At 33.1% G+C, this 21,334-nt stretch carries 19 protein-coding genes; 13 read left to right on the forward strand and 6 right to left on the reverse strand.

Annotated elements, in window-relative coordinates:
• The first annotated feature begins 12 nt into the window (after positions 1-12).
• The 6 genes from purH to rodA all read left to right on the forward strand — a co-directional run bounded on the left by purH (position 13) and on the right by rodA (position 7,280).
• Positions 13-1,539: a bifunctional phosphoribosylaminoimidazolecarboxamide formyltransferase/IMP cyclohydrolase gene (gene purH / locus BB050_RS05700; protein ID WP_066032914.1), complete on the forward strand. Its 1,527-nt coding sequence runs from the start codon at positions 13-15 to the stop codon at positions 1,537-1,539.
• A 56-nt stretch (positions 1,540-1,595) separates the two neighbouring features.
• Positions 1,596-2,624: a rod shape-determining protein gene (locus BB050_RS05705; RefSeq protein WP_008466528.1), complete on the forward strand. Its 1,029-nt coding sequence runs from the start codon at positions 1,596-1,598 to the stop codon at positions 2,622-2,624.
• 111 nt (positions 2,625-2,735) lie between these two features.
• Complete coding sequence (mreC, locus tag BB050_RS05710; RefSeq protein ID WP_008466526.1) at positions 2,736-3,560, forward strand: rod shape-determining protein MreC; 825 nt, start codon at positions 2,736-2,738, stop codon at positions 3,558-3,560.
• Positions 3,553-4,059, forward strand: coding sequence for a hypothetical protein (locus BB050_RS22030; RefSeq protein WP_008466524.1), 507 nt, complete (start codon positions 3,553-3,555; stop codon positions 4,057-4,059). Before mreC ends, BB050_RS22030 begins: the two co-directional genes overlap by 8 nt.
• Positions 4,056-6,029 (forward strand): penicillin-binding protein 2, encoded by a 1,974-nt coding sequence (mrdA, locus tag BB050_RS05720; RefSeq protein WP_066032915.1) that lies wholly within the window; start codon positions 4,056-4,058, stop codon positions 6,027-6,029. The genes BB050_RS22030 and mrdA overlap by 4 nt, the downstream gene beginning before the upstream one ends.
• A 15-nt stretch (positions 6,030-6,044) precedes the next feature.
• The gene (rodA, locus tag BB050_RS05725) at positions 6,045-7,280 is read left to right on the forward strand and encodes a rod shape-determining protein RodA (protein ID WP_008466520.1); all 1,236 of its coding nucleotides are present in this window, start codon (positions 6,045-6,047) and stop codon (positions 7,278-7,280) included.
• A 263-nt stretch (positions 7,281-7,543) separates the two neighbouring features.
• Here rodA and BB050_RS05730 read toward each other — a convergent pair whose 3' ends face one another.
• From BB050_RS05730 to xrtF, 6 genes are all read right to left on the reverse strand, one after another.
• Positions 7,544-8,224 (reverse strand): DedA family protein, encoded by a 681-nt coding sequence (locus tag BB050_RS05730; RefSeq protein WP_008466518.1) that lies wholly within the window; start codon positions 8,222-8,224, stop codon positions 7,544-7,546.
• A 133-nt stretch (positions 8,225-8,357) separates the two neighbouring features.
• Complete coding sequence (locus tag BB050_RS05735) at positions 8,358-8,699, reverse strand: heavy-metal-associated domain-containing protein (RefSeq protein WP_066032916.1); 342 nt, start codon at positions 8,697-8,699, stop codon at positions 8,358-8,360.
• A 30-nt stretch (positions 8,700-8,729) separates the two neighbouring features.
• Entirely contained in the window at positions 8,730-10,736 is a 2,007-nt protein-coding gene (locus BB050_RS05740) for a TonB-dependent receptor plug domain-containing protein (protein WP_066032917.1), read from the reverse strand.
• Between the two features lie 120 nt (positions 10,737-10,856).
• Positions 10,857-11,255: an HYC_CC_PP family protein gene (locus BB050_RS05745; protein WP_066032918.1), complete on the reverse strand. Its 399-nt coding sequence runs from the start codon at positions 11,253-11,255 to the stop codon at positions 10,857-10,859.
• Positions 11,256-11,301: 46 nt separating this feature from the next.
• A complete protein-coding gene (locus BB050_RS05750; protein ID WP_066035104.1) occupies positions 11,302-11,748 on the reverse strand; it encodes an exosortase F system-associated membrane protein in 447 nt (148 codons plus the stop codon).
• The gene (xrtF, locus tag BB050_RS05755; RefSeq protein WP_066032919.1) at positions 11,738-12,274 is read right to left on the reverse strand and encodes an exosortase family protein XrtF; all 537 of its coding nucleotides are present in this window, start codon (positions 12,272-12,274) and stop codon (positions 11,738-11,740) included. Before xrtF ends, BB050_RS05750 begins: the two co-directional genes overlap by 11 nt.
• A gap of 70 nt (positions 12,275-12,344) precedes the next feature.
• Between xrtF and BB050_RS05760 the strand changes: the two genes are divergently transcribed.
• The 7 genes from BB050_RS05760 to BB050_RS05790 all read left to right on the forward strand — a co-directional run bounded on the left by BB050_RS05760 (position 12,345) and on the right by BB050_RS05790 (position 21,315).
• The gene (locus BB050_RS05760) at positions 12,345-12,800 is read left to right on the forward strand and encodes a GAF domain-containing protein (protein WP_066032920.1); all 456 of its coding nucleotides are present in this window, start codon (positions 12,345-12,347) and stop codon (positions 12,798-12,800) included.
• Positions 12,801-12,831: 31 nt separating this feature from the next.
• Entirely contained in the window at positions 12,832-13,527 is a 696-nt protein-coding gene (locus BB050_RS05765) for a toxin-antitoxin system YwqK family antitoxin (RefSeq protein ID WP_066032921.1), read from the forward strand.
• A 177-nt stretch (positions 13,528-13,704) separates the two neighbouring features.
• On the forward strand, positions 13,705-13,971 hold the full coding sequence (rpsO, locus tag BB050_RS05770) for a 30S ribosomal protein S15 (RefSeq protein WP_008466503.1): 267 nt from the start codon (positions 13,705-13,707) through the stop codon (positions 13,969-13,971).
• 178 nt (positions 13,972-14,149) lie between these two features.
• On the forward strand, positions 14,150-16,294 hold the full coding sequence (locus BB050_RS05775; RefSeq protein ID WP_066032922.1) for a polyribonucleotide nucleotidyltransferase: 2,145 nt from the start codon (positions 14,150-14,152) through the stop codon (positions 16,292-16,294).
• A 262-nt stretch (positions 16,295-16,556) separates the two neighbouring features.
• Positions 16,557-17,300: a hypothetical protein gene (locus BB050_RS05780; RefSeq protein ID WP_066032923.1), complete on the forward strand. Its 744-nt coding sequence runs from the start codon at positions 16,557-16,559 to the stop codon at positions 17,298-17,300.
• A complete protein-coding gene (locus BB050_RS05785; RefSeq protein WP_066032924.1) occupies positions 17,301-20,084 on the forward strand; it encodes a TonB-dependent receptor in 2,784 nt (927 codons plus the stop codon).
• A 4-nt stretch (positions 20,085-20,088) separates the two neighbouring features.
• Positions 20,089-21,315 carry a DUF4249 domain-containing protein gene (locus BB050_RS05790; RefSeq protein ID WP_066032925.1) on the forward strand — a complete coding sequence of 409 codons (1,227 nt, stop codon included), beginning with the start codon at positions 20,089-20,091 and terminating at the stop codon, positions 21,313-21,315.
• Positions 21,316-21,334: the final 19 nt, after the last annotated feature.

A 21,334-nucleotide genomic window follows, 5' to 3' on the forward strand; every position in this document is an offset into this window, starting at 1 on the left:
CATAACTACACAATGAGCACAACTAAAAAAATACAATCGGCATTAATTTCTGTTTTTTCTAAAGATGGATTAGAACCAATTGTTAGAAAATTACACGAGCAAAATGTAACACTTTATTCAACTGGAGGAACTGAAGATTTCATCAAAAACCTTGGCATTCCAGTAGTTCCTGTTGAAGACATTACTTCTTTCCCAGAAATTCTTGGCGGAAGAGTAAAAACTCTACATCCAAAAATTTTTGGTGGTATCTTGAATCGTCAAGACAACGAAAGCGATGTGCAGCAAATGAAGGAATTTGATATTCCTCAAATCGATTTAGTAATTGTTGATTTGTATCCTTTTGAAAAAACTGTTGCTTCTGGAGCTAGCGAACAAGATATTATTGAAAAAATTGATATCGGGGGTATTTCATTAATTCGTGCTGGTGCAAAAAATTTCAAAGACACTGTAATTGTTGCTTCTGTTAACGAGTACAGCTTACTTTTGGATTTGATTACTGAGCAAGACGGAGCAACAACTCTAGAAAACAGAAGATTGTTTGCTACTAAAGCATTTCATGTTTCATCTCATTATGATGGAGCTATTTTTAACTATTTCAATACAGACGAGACTATTTACAAAGAAAGCATTGCAAATGGTCAAGTTTTAAGATATGGTGAAAATCCTCACCAAAAAGGATTTTTCTTCGGAGATTTTGATGCAATGTTCAAAAAACTTCACGGAAAAGAATTATCATACAACAATTTACTAGATGTTGATGCTGCGGTAAATTTAATTGCCGAATTTAAGAATGACGGACCTACGTTCGCCATTTTAAAACATAACAACGCTTGCGGATTGGCTTCAAGAAAAACGATCAGCGAAGCTTATTTAGCAGCTTTGGCTTGTGATCCTACTTCAGCTTTTGGAGGAGTGTTAATTTCTAATACAAAAATTGATTTGGAAACTGCACAGGAAATCAACAAACTATTCTGTGAAGTTGTAATCGCTCCAACGTATGATGATGAGGCAGTTACAGTTTTACAAGAGAAGAAAAACAGAATCATATTAGTACAAAACGACGTTGAATTACCAGCTCGTCAAGTAAGAACTTGTCTTAACGGATTGTTAATTCAGGACAGAAATAATATTACGGATAATAAAGAGCATTTAAAAACCGTTACCATTACAGAACCTACTGCTCAAGAAATCGAAGATTTGATCTTTGCTTCTAAAATCTGCAAGAATACAAAATCAAACACAATTGTATTTGCTAAAAACGGAACATTGATTTCATCAGGTACAGGTCAGACTTCAAGAGTTGACGCTTTAATTCAAGCAGTTGACAAAGCAAAAGCTTTTGGATTTGATCTAAATGGAGCTTCGATGGCAAGTGATGCATTTTTCCCATTTCCGGATTGTGTAGAATTAGCTAAAAAAGCAGGAATAACTGCTGTAATTCAGCCAGGAGGTTCGATAAAAGACGAATTAAGTATAAATTATTGCAATGAAAATAATCTTGCAATGGTATTTACAGGAACTCGTCATTTTAAACATTAATTTGTTTAACTTTGTTCGATAAATAATTTATAACATTTTAAACCCCTAAAAAACTTATGGGATTTTTTGATTTCATGACCGAGGATATTGCGATAGACCTTGGAACCGCAAACACTTTAATCATTCATAATGATAAAGTTGTCATTGATAGTCCATCTATCGTTGCACGTGATAGAGTATCAGGCAAAATCATTGCTGTTGGTAAAGAAGCCAACATGATGCAAGGTAAAACACATGAAAACATCAAAACTATAAGGCCTTTGAAAGATGGTGTAATCGCTGATTTTGATGCTTCGGAAAAAATGATCAATATGTTCATTAAAAGTATTCCTGCATTGAAAAAAAGAATGTTTACTCCAGCTTTACGTATGGTTGTATGTATTCCTTCTGGTATTACTGAAGTGGAGATGAGAGCGGTGAAGGAATCTTGTGAGAGAGTAAACGGAAAAGAAGTTTATTTGATTCATGAACCAATGGCGGCGGCAATTGGTATTGGTATTGACATTATGCAACCAAAAGGAAACATGATTGTCGATATCGGAGGTGGTACAACAGAAATTGCTGTTATCGCATTAGGCGGAATTGTATGTGACAAATCTGTAAAAATCGCAGGTGACGTTTTCACAAACGATATCGTGTATTACATGCGTACACAGCACAACTTATTTGTTGGAGAAAGTACTGCCGAAAAAATTAAAATTCAAATTGGTGCGGCAATCGAAGATTTAGATGGTCCGCCAGAAGACATGTCAGTTCAAGGTAGAGATTTGCTTACTGGTAAACCAAAACAAGTAGATGTTTCTTACCGTGAAATTGCAAAAGCATTAGACAAATCTATTCAGCGTATTGAAGATGCGGTAATGGAAACATTATCTCAGACTCCCCCTGAGTTAGCGGCAGATATCTACAATACGGGTATCTATTTAGCTGGTGGAGGATCTATGTTAAGAGGTCTTGACAAACGTATCTCCCAAAAAACAGATTTACCAGTTTATATTGCTGAAGATCCTTTGAGAGCTGTTGTTCGCGGTACAGGAATGGCTCTTAAAAACATTGCAAAATTCAAAAGCATCTTAATCAAATAAGATTCAAAATAACAATCAATTTACTTTTATAAGGGTCAAATTTCTATTATTTGACCCTTGTAAAAACTGAAACCTTTAAGCATATCCTGAAACAAAATAACCAGACAAGAAATGCAGCAAATATTTAATTTCATTATAAGAAACAGTAATCGATTGCTGTTTTTGCTGCTTTTAGGTATTTCGTTAGGACTCACGATTCAATCTCATTCTTACCACAGAAGTAAAATAATCAGCTCTGCAAATTTCTTAAGCGGAGGTGTTTATGAAAAAATCAATCGTGTTAATGAATACATGAATTTAAGAGCTGAAAACGACGAACTTGTACTTGAGAACGCAAGATTAAAAAGTCTTTTATTCAACAAAGAAGACACATCAAAAATACCTTTACCTGACACCATTAAAGGGGTAAAACCTGCTGATATCATTGTATCAAAAGTAATTCATAACACATACAGTACACACGAAAACTTCCTTACTTTAAATTCTGGATCTAACGAAGGCGTTAAACCAGATATGGGAGTAATAAATAGTTTGGGGATTGTGGGTGTTATAGATGATACATCTCCAAGATATTCTACTGTTGTGAGCATTCTGAACATGAAATCTAGAATTAATGCCAAGTTAAAAAAATCAAACCATTTTGGTTCTTTAACATGGGATGGAAAAAGCACAGGATTCGTGCAGCTAAGAGATGTTCCGAGGCTAGCTTCAGTTAAAAAAGGAGATACCATTGTAACAGGAGGACAATCAGTGATTTTCCCTGAAGGAATCAATATTGGTACTGTTGAAACGGTTTATAAAGAAGAACAAACCAGTTTTTATGTTATAAAAGTTAAGCTATTTAACGACATGACAAACTTAGGGCACGTCTATATTATCAAAAGCAAAGACAGAGAGGAACTTATTAATTTAGAAAACAAAGAAAAAAATGAATAGCGCTCTGTTAGTCAATATTTTTCGATTTATTATGTTACTGGCAATTCAGATTGTTATCTTCAACAATATGAATTTCTTAGGATATATAAGTCCGTTCCCTTATATCTTGTATATTATTCTTTACCCAGTAAACAGCAATAAAGCTGGATTAATTATTTCAAGCTTTTTCTTAGGTCTGATCATGGATATGTTCTGTAACTCTGGCGGAATACACGCCACTGCTTGTGTTATTTTAGCCTATTACAGACCTTACATTTTTAAATTTTCTTTTGGTTTAAGTTATGAATATCAAACTATTAAACTAAACGAATCTTTAACACCCGAACGATTTTCATTCATATTGGTTTCGGTCTTAATGCATCACATTGTACTATTTGTTCTGGAAGCATTTCAATTCAAATTTATCTGGGACATTTTGCTCCGAACCTTATTTAGTTCTATCTTTACTATAATCACCTCAATAATAATAATTTATCTTATTAAGCCCAATAAACGATGAGAAAAGTCTTGCTGCCCACTATAATTATTATTGCAGCGTCTTTGCTAGTGATTAGGATTTTTTACCTGCAGATTATTGATGATTCTTTTAAGCTGAAATCAGAAAATAATGCAATAAAAAAAGTATATGACTACCCTGAAAGAGGTTATATTTATGATCGTAACGGAAAACTTCTGGTTGCGAATCAGGCTTCTTATGACATCATGGTTATTCCAAGAGACATAAAAAAAGACCTAAATATTGCCGAATTTTGTGCTCTTCTGAATATTACACAAGAGGAATACCATAAGCGTATTGAAAAAGCAAAAGTTTACAGTCCAAGACTTCCTTCTGTTTTTTTATCACAGCTGAATAAAAATGAATTTGCTGCTTTTCAGGAAAAAATCAGAAAATATGATGGTTTTTATTTTCAGAAAAGATCACTTCGCGATTATGAGGTTGATTACGGTGCCAATATATTTGGTTTTATAACTCAAGTAAATGAAAAACAAATTGCTAAAAATCCTTACTATAACAGTGGAGATTTAATTGGAAAGCAAGGTGTAGAAGAAAGCTATGAAGAAATTTTACGCGGTATAAAGGGAGTAAAATATATTCAAAAAGACAAATACAACCGAGAAATTGGTCCTTATAAAGAAGGAAAATACGATACCATCGCCGTTGCTGGAGAAGACATTAATTTAACGATCGATGCTGAACTTCAAAAATATGGAGAAGAATTAATGATTAATAAACGAGGAGGAATTGTTGCTATTGAACCTAAATCTGGAGAAATTCTAGCATTGGTTACCGCTCCTTCTTATGATCCAGGTATTTTAGTAGGACGTCAGAGATCTAAAAATTATACACTTTTATATCACGATTCTATTGCAAAACCTTTATACGACAGAGGACTTTTAGCAGAGTATCCTCCAGGTTCTCCATTCAAAATCCTGACTGGTTTAGTTGCACTTCAAGAAGGTGTAGTAAATGAGCAGACTACTTTTATGTGTCATCACGGATTTAGTTATGGTGGAGGACGTTTTATGAAGTGTCACGGTTTTGGGCCACACCAATTACATAATGGAATTTACAATTCTTGCAATACCTATTTTGGACAAGCCTATATGCTTACCATCAACAAGTACAAAGACCCTGGCCACGCTGTTGATGTTTGGAGCAGCCATGTAAAAAGTTTTGGATTAGGCCAGTTCATGGGTTATGATTTGCCAACTGGTAAAAGAGGAAATATTCCAACTTCAAAAACGTATAAAAGAATTTATCCTAACGGAGGTTGGAGAAGCTCTACTATTGTATCAAATGCAATTGGACAGGGAGAGGTTTTAATGACGCCTATTCAATTGGCAAATATGATGGCTACAGTTGCTAATCAAGGATATTATTACACACCTCACATCATTAAAAAAATTGAGGGAGAAAAAATAGACGAAAAGTTCACTACAAAACACGTGACCACGATTGATCAAAAATATTTCCCGCCAGTCATCAGCGGATTATTTGATGTATATAATAAAGGTACAGCTTATGCTCTTAGAGTTGAAGGAATAGATATTTGTGGAAAAACAGGTACTGCTGAGAACTTTGCCAAAATAAACGGCAAAAGAACACAGCTTAAAGACCACTCTATATTTGTTGCTTTTGCCCCAAAAGACAATCCAAAAATTGCTATCGCCGTTATGATTGAAAATGGAGGTTTCGGAGCAACAGTTGCAGGTCCGATTGCGAGTTTAATGATTGAGAAATATCTAAGAAAGAAAATTACAAGAACCGATCTAGAAGTAAGAGTATTAAACAAAAGCTTACTTTCAGAATATGCTAAAGTAGGCGGAATAAGCGATGCTCTTAAAATCGAATCTGTTCCAAAAGATTCTGTTTTGCAAGCAAAAATTGTAAAACCAAAAGCACCGGCCGCAACAGCGCCAAAAACTGAAGTTAAAAAAACAGCCGTAGACACAACAAAGAAAAACTAAGAAAGATTATTTCAAATGAAAAATCAAAGTGTAAAAAATAATATTGATTGGATAAGTGTCTTTATCTACATTGCGCTGGTAACTTTAGGTTGGCTTAATATTTACTCGTCTTCTTTGTTATCTACCGATGGAACGTATCAAAAACAACTGATATTTATCTGTTGTACTATTCCATTGATATTTGTTGTGCTTTTTGTTGATGGTAAATTTTACGAAAAATATGCAAGTATCATCTTTGGAGTTTCCTTATTGTCTCTTGCAGGATTATTCCTTTTCGGGAAAACTATAGCAGGACAGCGTTGCTGGTATGCCATTGGAAGTTTCACTTTACAGCCATCAGAGTTTGCAAAAGCTGCAACTTCTCTTGCATTAGCCAAATACTTGAGCGACACGCAAATTAACTTAAAAGAAACCAACAGACAAATCCAAGCTTTGGCCATTATGCTATTGCCTGTAATATTGATTTTGCCACAACCAGATCCTGGAAGTGCTTTAATTTATAGTGCGTTCATACTTGTTTTATATAGAGAAGGTTTGCCTTCTTGGTATGTCTGGACCGCATTTATAACCATTGTTCTTTTCGTTCTTACTTTAGTTTTAGAACCATATGCAGTAATTGCAATGGCTTTTGTTGTGTTAGCAATTATACACTTTAAAGGAAGAGTCGTAGATAGAAATATCATTTTGAGCGGTATCTTATTAGTTCTAATCTCAGGATTTGTTTTCTCTGTTGATTATGTATTTGACAATGTTTTTAAACAACACCACAGAGACCGTTTCAATATTTTATTAGGCAAAACTGTAGATATGAAAGGTATTGGATACAATACCAACCAATCTGAAATTGCAATTGGTTCTGGAGGATGGCTTGGAAAAGGTTTTCTTGAAGGCACGCAAACCAAAGGAGGGTTTGTACCGGAGCAGCACACCGATTATATCTTTACAACTGTTGGTGAAGAATGGGGTTTTGTAGGTTCATTGGTCGTTATTTTACTGTTCACAGGCCTGCTTCTTAGAATTATTTATTTAGCAGAAAGACAGAAAACCAAATTCAGCCGTGTATACGGATATTGTGTTGCCGCAATTCTCTTTATCCATTTCTTTGTTAACATTGCGATGGTAATTGGAATTTTCCCAACAATTGGGGTTCCTCTACCTTTCTTTTCATATGGAGGTTCTGGACTCTGGGGATTCACTATTTTATTGTTTATTTTCCTTAAAATGGATGCCAATAAGGTGAATGAATGGTAGAATACAAATATTCTCAATCCTTAAAATTCAAATCCAATTAAAGATATCTTTTAATTAACCTATAAATAATTTAAAAGCTGTAATTAAGTTTTAAAAAAACTAATTACAGCTTTTTGATTTTATATTTTGCTTTATTATTTCTTTTAATGCTGAAGAAAATTAATTATCTATACAATTAGAAATATTATTGGCAATAAGCTTAATGACAAAGCATAAAAAAATCCGAAGCTGAAAAACTTCGGATTTTTTTGTTTTTTATTTGATTATATCTCTTCGTGCGGTCTCTTTTTCAAAAGTTTCAGCAGAACTGGGAATGTTGAAATAATGATGATTATAATAATGATATATTCAATGTGTTTCTTCAAATCTATGCCTTGTTTTAAGAAAACGCCGTATAAATAATGTCCAGCGAAAATTAAAATAAACGACCAAAGAAAAGAACTTAGAATATTATAAAACATAAATTTCTTTTTGTCCATCGAAACGATTCCGGCAACAATTGGAGCAAACGTTCTAAAAATTGGTAAGAAACGAGCATAAATAATTGCTTTACCCCCATATTTTTCAAAAAAATCTTTTGATTGAAGCAAGTACTTTTTCTTAAACCAGAATGTATCTTCTTTTTTGAATAAATAATAACCACTTTTTGCACCAAACCAATAACCAGTCATATTCCCTAAAACTCCCATTACAGCAACTGCTGTAGCAAGCAGAAATACATTTATAAAGTCATTTGGGATGTAAGCTACATTTTCAATTAGATCACGACTGTAAATACCTGCTAAGAAAAGTAAACTATCTCCAGGCAGAAAAAAGCCTGCAAAAAGTCCTGTCTCAGCAAAAACTATAAACAGAACGATAAACAACCCAATCTGAAAACCTCCGACGCTTAAAGTAATATAAAATTCAGGGTTTAGTAACTGAGTCCATTCAAAATTATTCATAAATGTGATTGGTTATTTTTTATAGTTCGTGAAAGTAACAATAATTTACCTTAACCACAATAAAATGCGGTATTTTAAACATAAATTAACTATTAAAAAAAGCCCAAACTAATTGTTTGGGCTCCTCTATTTCTTATTCTCTTACATACTTGCAACAGCTGTGAAGGTTTTCATAATCTTCGGTTGTTGCTTTAACTTCCTTAGTATCATGACCCGCCTTTGCAATTGCTTTATTCAAATCTGTAGGAGAACATTTCTCTTCGTTTAAAATAACCGAAAGCTGATGAGAGTTTACATCCCAGCTTGCTGTTTTTACTCCTGGAACACCGTAAGCCGCTTTTTCAATTCGCTTCTTACATTGTTCACAGTTACCGTTTACTTCTGTTGTGTATTTTAAATTCTTATTTTTTTTAGTTTGAGCCTGAGCTGAAAAACCTAAAAAAACCATCATTGCTATTAAAACTATTTTATTCATTGTATTTAATTTTATTATTTATTGAAATTGCTATTTAATTTTAAATCTAAGCCCTGCATAATACATCTGTCCGAAAATTGGAGCATATGCAATAGACGCATCAAAATTAGGTCCAAAAGGATCATTTGCCCCTAAAATTGCTTTTTCTTGTCTATAATTTCCAATATTTTCTCCCCCAACATACACTTCAAAAACTGGAGAAAAAACTCGGGTCACTTGCGCATTCATTACAGCATAAGCAGGTGAAAAATCAGGAAACTGATCTTCCGCAGGATTTGAAGCTGTATAAGGCAATTGTTGTTTTCCTGACCAATTATAAGTAAAATCAAACCTCCATTGCTTGTCATTATTCATCGTTGTTTCATATTCTAAATTTCCTAAGAAACGATGTTTTGCCTGAAGCGGGCGTTGGAAAGTTCCTCTTAGATAATCGGTTTGAATGTCATAATATTTATAAGCTGTTCTTAAATTCAAATTATGGATTAATTCGTAATTGAACTCAACCTGAAGACTGTTTGCAAAAGAACTTCCTTTCAAATCATAAAACAACACTTGCTGCGGACTTTGCATCACATCTACAATGGCCTGATTTTGGAAATCTGTTCTATAAAGATCAAAGCCGGCATCGGCATTTCTGTTGAAAAGACGGAATTTCTGAGAAAAACTCACTCCATAATTCCATGCAATTTCTGGGTTTAAGCCGTATACTTTTCCGTTGGAATCTAAAATTGAAAAAGTTCTAGAACTAGCAAAAAGCTGTTGATTTTCAGCAAAAATGTTTGCAGAACGTTTTCCTCTTCCAGCAGAAAAACGAATTACACCATTTTTCCATGGATTATATCTCATGTGCAACCTTGGCGTAACAAAAACTCCCAATCGATTATGGTTATCAACTCTTCCACCTAAAATCAGACTAAAATTATCTGTATTGTCATAAGTATATTCAAAGAAAGCACCAACCGAGTTATCAATTCTGCTGACATCTGCTAAGTTTACAAATTCCTGATATTGGTCATAAGTAAAATTCAGACCTGTTGAAAATTTATGCATCGTATTATTGATAATCGAATTGAAAATCAAATTAGAATAAAAACTATTCTGTTTGATATCATATTGATTTAAACCATAATAAGAGTCTTGTTTATGGCTATTAAAAGCATTTTGAAAGCCAATACTTTGATATGGCATATCTTTAAATACATATCCAATTTTTGTCGAAACATCAAAGCGTTCAGTATTAATTTCTGAACCCCAATAATTGGTTGTGCCACGATCACGATCTTTATCAAAATTTACTTCTCCGGTTTGTTTTTTATCATTCATATATCTGAAATTGATAAAACTCACCAAACCACTTTCTGGATTATAATATTGATAACGGTTTAAAACATTGATTTGTTTTCCTAACGGATTATCGAGAAAACCGTCTTTGTTCATATCGTTTTTGGCTACACGCGCATTTCCGTGAACAAATAAGCTAGTCGCCCATTTGTCTGATAATTTTTTATTGAAATGGGTGTTTAATTCAAAACGAGAATCTGTCGATCCGTAAGCATTCAAGAAGAAAGGAATATCATTTAATGGCTTTAAAAGCTCTGTATTAATCTGGCCAGAAATGCTTTCGTAACCATTTATAACGCTTCCCGCTCCTTTCGTAATTTGGACACTTTCAATCCAAGTTCCAGGCGTAAAGGATAAACCATAGGCTTGAGACGCTCCTCGAACAGATGGAATATTTTCTTCTGTAATCATTAAATATGGACTAGTCAGACCCAGCATTTTAATTTGCTTAGTGCCTGTTAAAGCATCAGAAAAATTAACATCGATTGACGGATTGGTTTCAAAACTTTCAGCCAAATTACAACAAGCTGCTTTAAGTAATTCTTTGCTGGTAATTACAGAAGTGTTGGCTGTTACTGTAAAGGATTTTTTAATTCCTTTTTGCTTTTTAGTGATTTTTACTTCTTGAAGATCTTCTTGTGAAAAAGCAGAAAAAGAAAGCAAAATCATTGCAAAAAGCATTATATTTTTTTGCATAAAAAATTGATTTTAATGTTGAAATAGAATTACATTCTTGATGTTTTTGCAAAAACAAAAACTATCAAAATGTAAATACAAAGCCTTGACTAGGACTTGCATTGCATCTTAACATTAAAATCAGGAATAGAAAATATACTGATGGTATAATTTAAATAAAGGAGGTGCATTCGCATCAGCATAATACGAAAGAACTTCTTTCTTTTTAAAAGTTGGAACTTCTAAAAAAACTAGAGGTTTGTAATCTTGTGCAACTGCTGGGAAAGCAAATTGAAAAAAGAAAAATTTGATAGTTGCGTTGTCTGATTTTTTTTCGAAATGAACAACTTTATCTTTGCAGCAAGAATTCTTTTTCTCTTTAGAACCACAGCATTTCTTCTCAACAACAGGTTCTGCTGTAGTTTTTAAAGAAACCGAAGCAATTTCTCCACCACAATAGTGCACATCAAAAGCAAACCCTATATTGGAAATCAATAGAAGGAGCGCTAAAAACAGACCCGTGCACTTTTTCAAATTCATACTGCAAAGCTATTTAAAAACTATCGAAAAAAAACTAAAACAAATGTTATTTTTTAGTTTTTTGAAGCTGATAATAAAATCCCGGAATAAATAATAATATCAAAATAGGCTGAATTAAAAATCGCCTAACATAAAACAGAAGCCAGCTTCCATCTGGAAAATATTCGAGTATGATGTAAAACATCAATAGAAAAACAACTAAAAACACACTATAAATCAGAAGACTAAATTTAAGAATATCACGATCCTGAAATAAAGCGTAAATCAAAGCCAAAGACAAAATTGAATTTAAAAAATAACGAAAAAAAAGTCCCGCAAAAAGCTTAAGATTCTCTACTGGCGGATAAGGAATAGACTGAAAATCGGCATTAAAATATACCGAAAAAGGATCATAAAACAGTTTTCGCTCAAATGTTCTTATCAAAGCAAAACCTATTACTACAGCAATTGCCGCAAAGATTTTAAATTTCTTCTCTTTTAATTTACTTAGCATACTTTGAAAATCTATTAATCCAGAAAATCCATAAAACAAAAACATATCCGTAAATCATCAAAGGAAAAAATGTTCCATGCAGGAAATGGCTATATTGCGGAAATTGATAGATAAGCACTATCAAAAGTGAAATCCTAATAACATTCAGGATATAAATAGATATTAGTCCAAAGAATATAAATAATAATGTCTTTTTTAAATTTCCTGAAAAAGCAGCAACAAAAGATACAAAAAGAATCATTACACTTACAGCATTACATCCTTCAACTATTCTCGCTATAAATCTTCCGTTTAAAATAATCTCTTGCCAAGGATTTTGCGAGCTTTTCTGAATAATTGCGTCATAGTTTAAGAGCCTTAACAATTGCTCTGAGTTTCTTCCAGAAACCATCGTTATAGCATCAAGATCTTCTGCTTGATAACTATTTAAATAAAATTTGTAAAGCAATGTAAGGACAATATATGTCAGAAAAAAAATGCTTATAAAAATCAGGAATGGCTTAAACTGTACTAAATATTTTTTCAAGAGATTTTTTTTTCAAATTTATATATTTTTTGAGTTCAGCTTTAAATACTTTTGTATAAAATTTAATATCATGACATTTCAAGAATTACAACCACAAATAAGCAGTATTATTACTGACAGTCAAAAAAATAGAGACGAAAAATTATTAGCAGTCTGTAAACTTTTAAACGAAAATGTAGAGTATTACAATTGGGTTGGTTTTTATTTTGCAAATCACGACACTAAAACTTTACATTTAGGCCCTTACGTTGGTGCAGAAACAGATCACACTGTTATTCCGTTTGGAAAAGGAATTTGTGGTCAGGTTGCAGAAAGCAATGCCAATTTTGTAGTGCCAGATGTTAAAGCTCAAGACAATTATATTGCCTGCAGTTTAACAGTTAAGTCTGAAATCGTAGTGCCACTTTTTGTTAATGGAGTAAATATTGGCCAAATCGACATTGACAGCCATGTAATTGATCCGTTTACAGAAGCTGACGAAAGATTTTTAGAATTTGTAAATCAAGAAGTTGCTAAATTATTCTAGAAGAACTATTTTTAAGATAAAAATAGACTGAATGAAAAGAAACATCTTACTCTTATTGCTTCTGATAATTTCAGTTAATCTGTCTGCGCAAATTAGCATGATGTCTAAAAAAATCTTTTTAGACTCCTTAAATCGTGAATGTACACCCGAAAATCATGCTTACACAAGAGTAATTACCAATTATTCTCAGAAAAGCATCCGTTATGTTGTGACTGACTTCTACAAAAATGGAAGAAAGAAAATGACGGGATCGACCTTAGATCGAGATGTTCTAAAAAAAGACGGGGAATTTATTTACTATTATAAAAATGGTGCAAAAGAATCTGTTATAAATTATTCTGAAGACCATAAAACTGGCAAAGAAATTAGCTGGTACGAAGATCAGAGTAAAAAATGCGAAAAACAGAACATTTGGGATCCGAAAACAAAAAAGCTCCAGACTTTGATTCTAAATTGCTGGGATGTAAATAAAAATCAAACCGTTACGAATGGAAATGGAGATTACGAAGAAACAGATCAGTTTGTTACTCAAAAAGGAACAATCAAAGGCGGATTGAAACAAGGTTACTGGGAAGGGAATGACATTTTACGAAAGATTACGTTTGTTGACAATTATGATCAAGGAGTTTTAATTTCGGGCGTAAGTACTGATGCAAACAATGTCAAATTTTCTTATTCGTCTTTGAGCGAAAAGCTATCTGGTAAAAAAAATCAGAAGTTAAAATAGAAAACGACTTAAATTAAGCAGAAAAAAAGTGGATCTAAATATTTAAAAACAAAAATCTTATATCCATTTTTTAGATTCTTTTATTTTTTTTGATTTTTCTGTTTTTTTAATCTAATTTTGCACCCGTCTTACAAAAGTTGTATGACATACATAAAAATCATTTAAAACAATATTGGAATGTATTTAACTAAAGAAAAGAAAGAAGAAATCTTCGCACAACATGGTGGTGCAACAAACACAGGAAGTGCAGAAGGTCAAATCGCGTTGTTCACTTACAGAATTTCTCACTTAACTGAACACTTGAAAAAAAATCGTCACGATTACAACACTGAGCGTTCTCTTGTACTATTAGTAGGTAAAAGAAGAGCTTTGTTGGACTACTTGAAAAAGAAAGATATCAACAGATATCGTGAGATTATCAAAGTATTGAATATCAGAAAATAATCAATATAGAAAAGAGGTGCGAGAGTGCCTCTTTTTGTTTTTACATTACAGCTGTTTATAATAAGCAGATTACAAGAAAAAAAGTTTGGTTTTTCATTGGGTTTTAGATAACAACAACTACACACAACAACAACTACAACACAACTAAAACCCATTGTATAATCAAAAAGGAAAATTTATGATTCCACAAGTTTCACAAGAAATTATCGATTTAGGAGATGGAAGAAGCATCTCAATCGAAACTGGTAAATTAGCAAAACAAGCCGATGGTTCAGTTGTTGTACGTTTAGGAAACTGTATGCTTTTAGCAACTGCAGTTTCTGCAAGAACATCTAACCCAGGTGTTGACTTTTTACCATTAACGGTAGATTACCGCGAAAAATTTGCTGCTGCAGGACGTTTCCCAGGAGGATTTTTCAAAAGAGAAGCTAGACCAAGCGACAGTGAGGTATTAACAATGAGATTAGTAGACCGTGTATTGCGTCCGCTTTTCCCAGATGATTACCATGCCGAAACTCAGGTTATGATCCAATTAATGTCTCATGATGATAATGTTATGCCAGATGCATTAGCTGGTTTAGCAGCATCTGCAGCATTAGCTGTTTCTGACATTCCATTTTACAACTTAATTTCTGAAGTGCGTGTTGCTCGTATCGACGGAAAGTTAGTAATCAACCCAAGCCGAGAAGAATTAGAAAAATCTGATATCGACATGATGATTGGAGCTTCTATGGATTCTGTTGCCATGGTTGAAGGTGAGATGAAAGAAATTTCAGAAGCTGAAATGGTTGAAGCAATTAAATTTGCACACGAAGCTATTAAAGTTCAAATTGTTGCTCAACAAAAATTAAGAGCAAAATTAAGCTCTCAAGAATACAGAACTTACGAAGGTGAAGTTGAAGACGAAGCTGTTTACGCAAAAGTAAAAGCTGCCGCTTACGATAAATGCTATGCAATTGCACAAGAAGCTTCTGGAAAAGCAGAAAGAGGTGAAAAATTTGCAGCTGTAAAAGAAGAAGCAAAAGCTTTATTTACTGAAGAAGAATACGCTGAAAATGCAGATCTTGCTGGTTTAGTTGGAAAATATTTCTACAAAACAAATAAAGAAGCTGTTCGTAATGTAATTCTTGAAAAAGGAATTCGTCTAGACGGTAGAAAAACAACAGAAATCAGACCAATTTGGTGCGAGACTGATTATTTGCCATCTGTACATGGATCTTCTTTATTTACACGTGGAGAAACTCAAGCTTTGGCAACGGTAACTTTAGGAACTTCTAAAGAAGCTAACCAAATCGATTCTCCATCTGAACAAGGCGAAGAGAAATTCTACTTACACTATAACTTCCCTCCTTTCTCTACTGGTGAAGCAAAACCATTAAGAGGAACTTCAAGAAGAGAAGTTGGTCACGGTAACTTAGCTCAAAGAGCTCTTAAAAACATGATTCCTGCAGATTGTCCTTACACTATTCGTGTTGTTTCTGAAGTATTAGAATCTAACGGTTCTTCTTCTATGGCAACAGTTTGCGCTGGAACAATGGCTCTTATGGATGCTGGAGTTCAAATGACAAAACCAGTTTCTGGTATCGCTATGGGATTAATTACCGATGGTGAGAAATTTGCTGTATTATCTGATATCTTAGGAGACGAAGATCACCTAGGAGATATGGACTTTAAAGTAACTGGAACTGCTGACGGCATCACGGCTTGCCAAATGGATATCAAAATCGAAGGATTGCGTTATGACATTATGGAACAAGCTTTAGCACAGGCTCGTGATGGACGTTTGCATATTTTAGGGAAATTAACAGAAACAATTGCTTCTCCAAGACCAGAAGTTAAAGATCATGCACCGAAGATCATCACAAGAACTATTCCTGGAAACTTTATTGGAGCGTTAATCGGACCTGGAGGAAAAGTAATTCAAGAATTACAAAAAGCTACAGGAACTACTATTGTAATCAACGAAGTTGACGAGCAAGGGGTTGTTGAAATCTTAGGAACTGATCCAGAAGGAATCAAAACAGTATTGGCTAAAATTGATGCCCTAACTTTCAAACCTCAAGTTGGAGAAGCATACGAAGTGAAGGTAATTAAAATGCTTGATTTTGGAGCTGTAGTGGAATATACTGCTGCACCTGGAAATGAAGTATTGCTTCACGTATCTGAGCTAGCTTGGGAACGTACAGAAAATGTTGCCGACGTAGTCAAAATGGGCGATGTTTTCCAAGTGAAATACTTAGGAGTTGATCCTAAAACTAAAAAAGAAAAAGTGTCTAAAAAAGCACTTGTTCCAAGACCTCCGCGTGAGGAGAAAAAAGAGTAATCAGATCTTAGTTTACTAAAGGTTTATTTATAGAAAACCCCAATTCTTTATTGAATTGGGGTTTTTCAGTTTAAAGAAATCATAAAAATGAGGGTTTAACTAATCAATCTTATTATAAAATATATCATAAGTATACTTTTTACCTGTTTTAAGGTAATTTCATAACACTTTTATTACATTTTAACACTATAACGTGATTTTTATAACATTTTTTTAATACTTTTGAAAATCAATCAATCCAAAAACAAAAATTACGTTTCCTTTGAAAAATTATCAAAAAAAAACCATTTATCTCTCGATATTTGCAAGCTTATTAAACATATCGTATACGCACTCTCAATCTGCTGAAAAATCCTCACTATACGATTTCTTCGACGAAACGGTCGGAAAAGACAATTTAAATATCAATAACGGAATAGTTCATAGCGAACCTTTTCGTCCAATCGCAGGAAAAAGCAGATATTATACTGAAGAATTTAATATTGGCGATATCAGTTTTGAGAAACAGATTTATTCTAATGTCAATCTTAAATATGACATTCTAACCGATCAAGTTGTTTACAAGCAAAATGGTTCGTCAGAAAACTTACCGATTAATTTGATCAGTGAAAAAGTTGATTATTTCTTTATTAAAAACAAAAAGTTCGTAAACATAAAACCTAATGAAGGCAAAACCTCTGTGATTGTTAAAGGTTTTTATGAAGAAAGTTACTCTGGCGATAACGTTTCTCTTTATATTAAACATTCTAAAGAAAAAGTAAAGGTATTCCAGTCTGATGGTGTCTATTACAATTTTATTTATAAAATCAATTATTTCTTAGAATATAACAACTATTTCTACAAAGTAGAATCGGAAAAAGATTTTAAGAAAATCTTCCCTGACTATAAAAAAGAAATCAGCAACATTTACAATACTGACAAAAAATTAGAGCGCTCCGACAAGATGAAATTCATGGAAAATCTAACAAAACAAATCAATGGTCTTTTAAAAAAAAGTTCTAATTAAATGAAAAAAATTACTCTTATTCTATTTTTAATCGCCTTTCAACACATAATATATTCTCAAGTAATCAGCGACAAAATATCAGTTGAATTTAAAAATGCAAATATAAAAACTGCTATTCAAGACATCGAGAAAGTATCTTATTTCAAATTTTATTTTGACGAAAAATGGCTTGAAAATGACAGCACTTCAATATCACAACAGTATAAAGAAGTTAAAATTGGTGAAGTTCTAGAAGATGTTTTGAAGAACACGAGCTTCAACTTTTACATTTCCGAGAACAAAGTTATTATTACGAACAACAGTATCATCTACAGCCAATTACCAGATGATTATTTTGGAATCCCCCTTGAAAGAGATGAAAATGGGCAAATAACCAGTCCCATTTTTTATCAGCAATATGATTCAATTAAAAAAACCAATTCAAGAAACCCAAATAAAAACATACGAGATATTGTACTAATTGGTAAAGAAACAAAAAAAGAAAAAAAGAAAACCTATACGGTTTCTGGTTTTATTCGTGGCGGAAAAAATAATGCTGGAATTGCTAATGTTTTAGTTAAAATTCCAAACACAGAGTTTATTGCTACTACAGACAAAAAAGGCTTTTACAGCTTACAGGTTCCCGGAGGATTGAATGTTATAGAAACAGAAACATTCTCTTACAACAAGGTTAGAAAAAACATTATGGTCTATAACGATGGAACACTAAACTTTTCATTGACCGAAGATATAAATCAGCTCGATGAAGTTTTAATTAAAACAAACAAAAACAAAACTGCAAAAGCGGCAATTACTGGTATAACTACTATTGATGCCGAAGGAATTAAAAATGTTCCTTTGGTACTTGGTGAGCGTGACATTCTTAAAGTTGCTTTGACAATGCCCGGAATAAAAACTGCCGGAGAAGGTTCTGCTGGCTATAATGTTAGAGGTGGCAAAGAAGATCAAAACTTATTCTTGCTAGATCACGCAACCTTGTACAATCCATCACATTTCTTTGGATTTTTTACAGCTTTAAATCCTTACACGACTAAAAAGGTTGATATTTACAAAGGAAGTATTCCTGCCGAATTTGGGGGAAGATTATCTTCTGTTTTTGACATCACTTCTAAAACTGGAAGCGTAAACGAATTTCAAGGAGAAGGTGGTATTGGTCCTGTAACCAGCAATTTAATGCTTTCTACTCCTATAGTAAAGGAAAAATCAAGTTTAGTTGTTGGAGGAAGAGCCACATATTCTGACTGGATTTTAAAAAGCCTGGACGATGAAAATCTAAAAAATAGTCAAGCTTCTTTTTACGATTTTATTTTGAAATATAATCATAAAATGAACAACAATAACGACATTGAGTCCACTCTTTATTATAGCCATGACAAATTTAGCGTATCTTCAGATTCACTATATAAGTACAGTAACAGATTAGCAACTTTAAAATGGAACCATACTTTCAACGAGAAAAATAAAGGTTCTATGATTTTTACTAACAGTGAATACAAATTCAATATTGACTATCAGTCTGAAGGCGTGAATAATTTTGATTTTGGCTATAAAATCAATGAAACTCAGGCAATGATCAAAATGAATTATTTATACAGCGAAAAGCACAAATTTACCTATGGTCTTTCGACAAAATTATACACTGTTGATCCTGGATATCTAAGTCCGACAAATCCTGAAACTACTTTGGTTCCCATTGATGTTGAAACAGAAAAAGGCTTAGAATCTGCAGCGTACATTGGCGACAATTTTAAAATAAACGATAAATTCCTCATTGACTTTGGTTTACGTTATTCGACTTTTGCTGCTTTAGGAAAATCCACACAGAGAATTTATCAAGACAATGCTCCTATTAGTGATGCAACTGTAATTGAAACAAAAACTTATGGCAATAACGAGGTAATTAAAAGGTATGGTGGGCTAGAGCCTAGAGTTGCAGCAAGATATTTCCTTGCAGATGATTTTTCTATAAGGGCGAGTTACGACAAAACTTACCAATACATTCATTTATTATCTAACAATACAACACAATCTCCAACTGATATCTGGAAACTTTCTGATTTAAATGTTAAACCAGAGAGTGCCCAGCAAGTCTCTTTAGGACTTTACAAAAATCTAAAAGGAGGTGATATCGAATTAAGTTTAGAAGGATATTACAAAAAGTCTAAAAACATATTAGACTATAAAGTAGGTGCTGAACTGTTGTTAAATGAAAACATCGAAACTGAACTTTTACAAGGAGAAGGAAAAGCCTATGGTGTAGAGTTTTTAGTTAAAAAACAAGTTGGAAAACTTAATGGATGGCTTGGATATACTTATTCAAGATCTTTGATAAAATTAGATAGCCAGTTTAATGAAGAAAAAGTAAACGATGGAAAATATTTTGCTTCAAACTTTGATAAGCCGCACGATTTTAGTGCTGTTTTAAACTATAAGATTACAAAGCGTTACAGCTTTTCAAGTAATTTCACATATCAAACAGGGAGACCAATTACCTATCCAATAGGAAAATACGATTATGGAAACGAACAATATACTCTATATAGCGATCGTAATAAATTTAGAATTCCAGATTATTTCAGACTTGACATTGGTTTGAATATAGAAGGAAATCACAAAATCAAAAAGTTAGCGCATAGTTTTTGGAATATCTCTGTATATAATGTTTTAGGACGTAACAACCCTTATTCTGTGTTTTTTGTTACAAAAGAAGGACAAATAAAAGCGTACAAAACATCTATTTTTTCTATTCCAATTCCAAGTATTACTTATAATTTCAAGTTCTAAAATCATGAAAAATTTCACATATAAAATCTCTCTTTTCTTAATTTTGGCATTTACAGTGAGCAGCTGTACAGAACAATACGTTTTTCAGAATACAGATTTTGAAAGTGCTCTCGTTGTTGAGGGAACTATTACAAATGAACTTAAAAATCAAACCATTAAACTTTCCAAAGTCTATGAATTAGAAGAAAGCGGCCCCAAATTGGAAAAAGGAGCAAACGTATTTATTACCGACGACCAAGGAAATCAATATCAGTTTGAAGAAAAAGATACTCTATATGCTTCCATAACACCATTTAAAGCTGAACCTGGAAGAAAATATCAATTAAAAATCAGAACCAATACAGGAAAAAATTACACTTCTGACGAACAAGTTTTGACAACAGAGACCAAAATTGACAACCTAACAGCAACTGTTGCAAATGTAAATGGACAAAAAGGCGTGCAGATAAAGGTAAATGGCTATGACCCAAACAATACTTCAAAATACTATCGATATGAATACGTAGAAACATATAAAATTGAAGCTCCATTATGGAGTCCTTTTGAAACATCTATTGTAAATGTCCCTGCCGTTCCAGCAAACCCCGAATTAGGAACACCTGCAGAACCGGCAAGAGAAGACATCCTTGTAAGCCTTAGAACAAAAGAAACCAAAACCTGTTTCTCCTCAAAAAAATCCAATGAAATAATTTTGAACAATACTAATAGCCTTAGCGAAGACAGAGTAAATTTCCCTATACGATTTATCAGCAATCAAAACTATATCATCTCGTATCGCTATAGTATTTTTGTAAAACAATATATTCAAAATTTAGCTGCGTATACTTACTACAAAACCTTAAAAGATTTATCAAGTTCAGGAGGTGTCCTTTCCCCAAAACAACCTGGTTTTTTCTACGGGAACATTCAATCTGTAGAAAATCCGTCTGAAAAAGTAATTGGCTTTTTTGAAGTTTCTGCTGTTTCATCTGAAAGATTATTTTTTAATTATTCTGATTTATTTCCTGGCGAACCACTTCCTCCCTATTATGAAAGTGATTGCGAAGTAAGACAATTTGTAGACTGTATTGGAGATCCGCCATGTAGTGGAGCTCAACTACGTTCCGGTATTTTAAGCCGTTATTTAGTTCACTTATCTTCTAGTGGCACATCATATTCTATGGTTAAAGCTGCATGTGGAGACTGCACTTCTTTTTCATCTAATATCGTTCCTCCTTTTTGGGTAGATTAATCTTTTATCACGTTCATGA

This window comes from Flavobacterium anhuiense (assembly GCF_001705175.1).
Lineage (GTDB): Bacteria > Bacteroidota > Bacteroidia > Flavobacteriales > Flavobacteriaceae > Flavobacterium > Flavobacterium anhuiense.

What these genes read in the sequence shown, in the direction of transcription:
- purH (WP_066032914.1), top strand. Translation starts at nt 13, where the DNA reads ATGAGCACAACTAAAAAAATACAATCGGCATTAATTTCTGTTTTTTCT.
- BB050_RS05705 (WP_008466528.1), top strand. Translation starts at nt 1,596, where the DNA reads ATGGGATTTTTTGATTTCATGACCGAGGATATTGCGATAGACCTTGGA.
- mreC (WP_008466526.1), top strand. Translation starts at nt 2,736, where the DNA reads ATGCAGCAAATATTTAATTTCATTATAAGAAACAGTAATCGATTGCTG.
- BB050_RS22030 (WP_008466524.1), top strand. Translation starts at nt 3,553, where the DNA reads ATGAATAGCGCTCTGTTAGTCAATATTTTTCGATTTATTATGTTACTG.
- mrdA (WP_066032915.1), top strand. Translation starts at nt 4,056, where the DNA reads ATGAGAAAAGTCTTGCTGCCCACTATAATTATTATTGCAGCGTCTTTG.
- rodA (WP_008466520.1), top strand. Translation starts at nt 6,045, where the DNA reads ATGAAAAATCAAAGTGTAAAAAATAATATTGATTGGATAAGTGTCTTT.
- BB050_RS05730 (WP_008466518.1), bottom strand. Translation starts at nt 8,224, where the DNA reads ATGAATAATTTTGAATGGACTCAGTTACTAAACCCTGAATTTTATATT.
- BB050_RS05735 (WP_066032916.1), bottom strand. Translation starts at nt 8,699, where the DNA reads ATGAATAAAATAGTTTTAATAGCAATGATGGTTTTTTTAGGTTTTTCA.
- BB050_RS05740 (WP_066032917.1), bottom strand. Translation starts at nt 10,736, where the DNA reads ATGCAAAAAAATATAATGCTTTTTGCAATGATTTTGCTTTCTTTTTCT.
- BB050_RS05745 (WP_066032918.1), bottom strand. Translation starts at nt 11,255, where the DNA reads ATGAATTTGAAAAAGTGCACGGGTCTGTTTTTAGCGCTCCTTCTATTG.
- BB050_RS05750 (WP_066035104.1), bottom strand. Translation starts at nt 11,748, where the DNA reads ATGCTAAGTAAATTAAAAGAGAAGAAATTTAAAATCTTTGCGGCAATT.
- BB050_RS05760 (WP_066032920.1), top strand. Translation starts at nt 12,345, where the DNA reads ATGACATTTCAAGAATTACAACCACAAATAAGCAGTATTATTACTGAC.
- BB050_RS05765 (WP_066032921.1), top strand. Translation starts at nt 12,832, where the DNA reads ATGAAAAGAAACATCTTACTCTTATTGCTTCTGATAATTTCAGTTAAT.
- rpsO (WP_008466503.1), top strand. Translation starts at nt 13,705, where the DNA reads ATGTATTTAACTAAAGAAAAGAAAGAAGAAATCTTCGCACAACATGGT.
- BB050_RS05775 (WP_066032922.1), top strand. Translation starts at nt 14,150, where the DNA reads ATGATTCCACAAGTTTCACAAGAAATTATCGATTTAGGAGATGGAAGA.
- BB050_RS05785 (WP_066032924.1), top strand. Translation starts at nt 17,301, where the DNA reads ATGAAAAAAATTACTCTTATTCTATTTTTAATCGCCTTTCAACACATA.
- BB050_RS05790 (WP_066032925.1), top strand. Translation starts at nt 20,089, where the DNA reads ATGAAAAATTTCACATATAAAATCTCTCTTTTCTTAATTTTGGCATTT.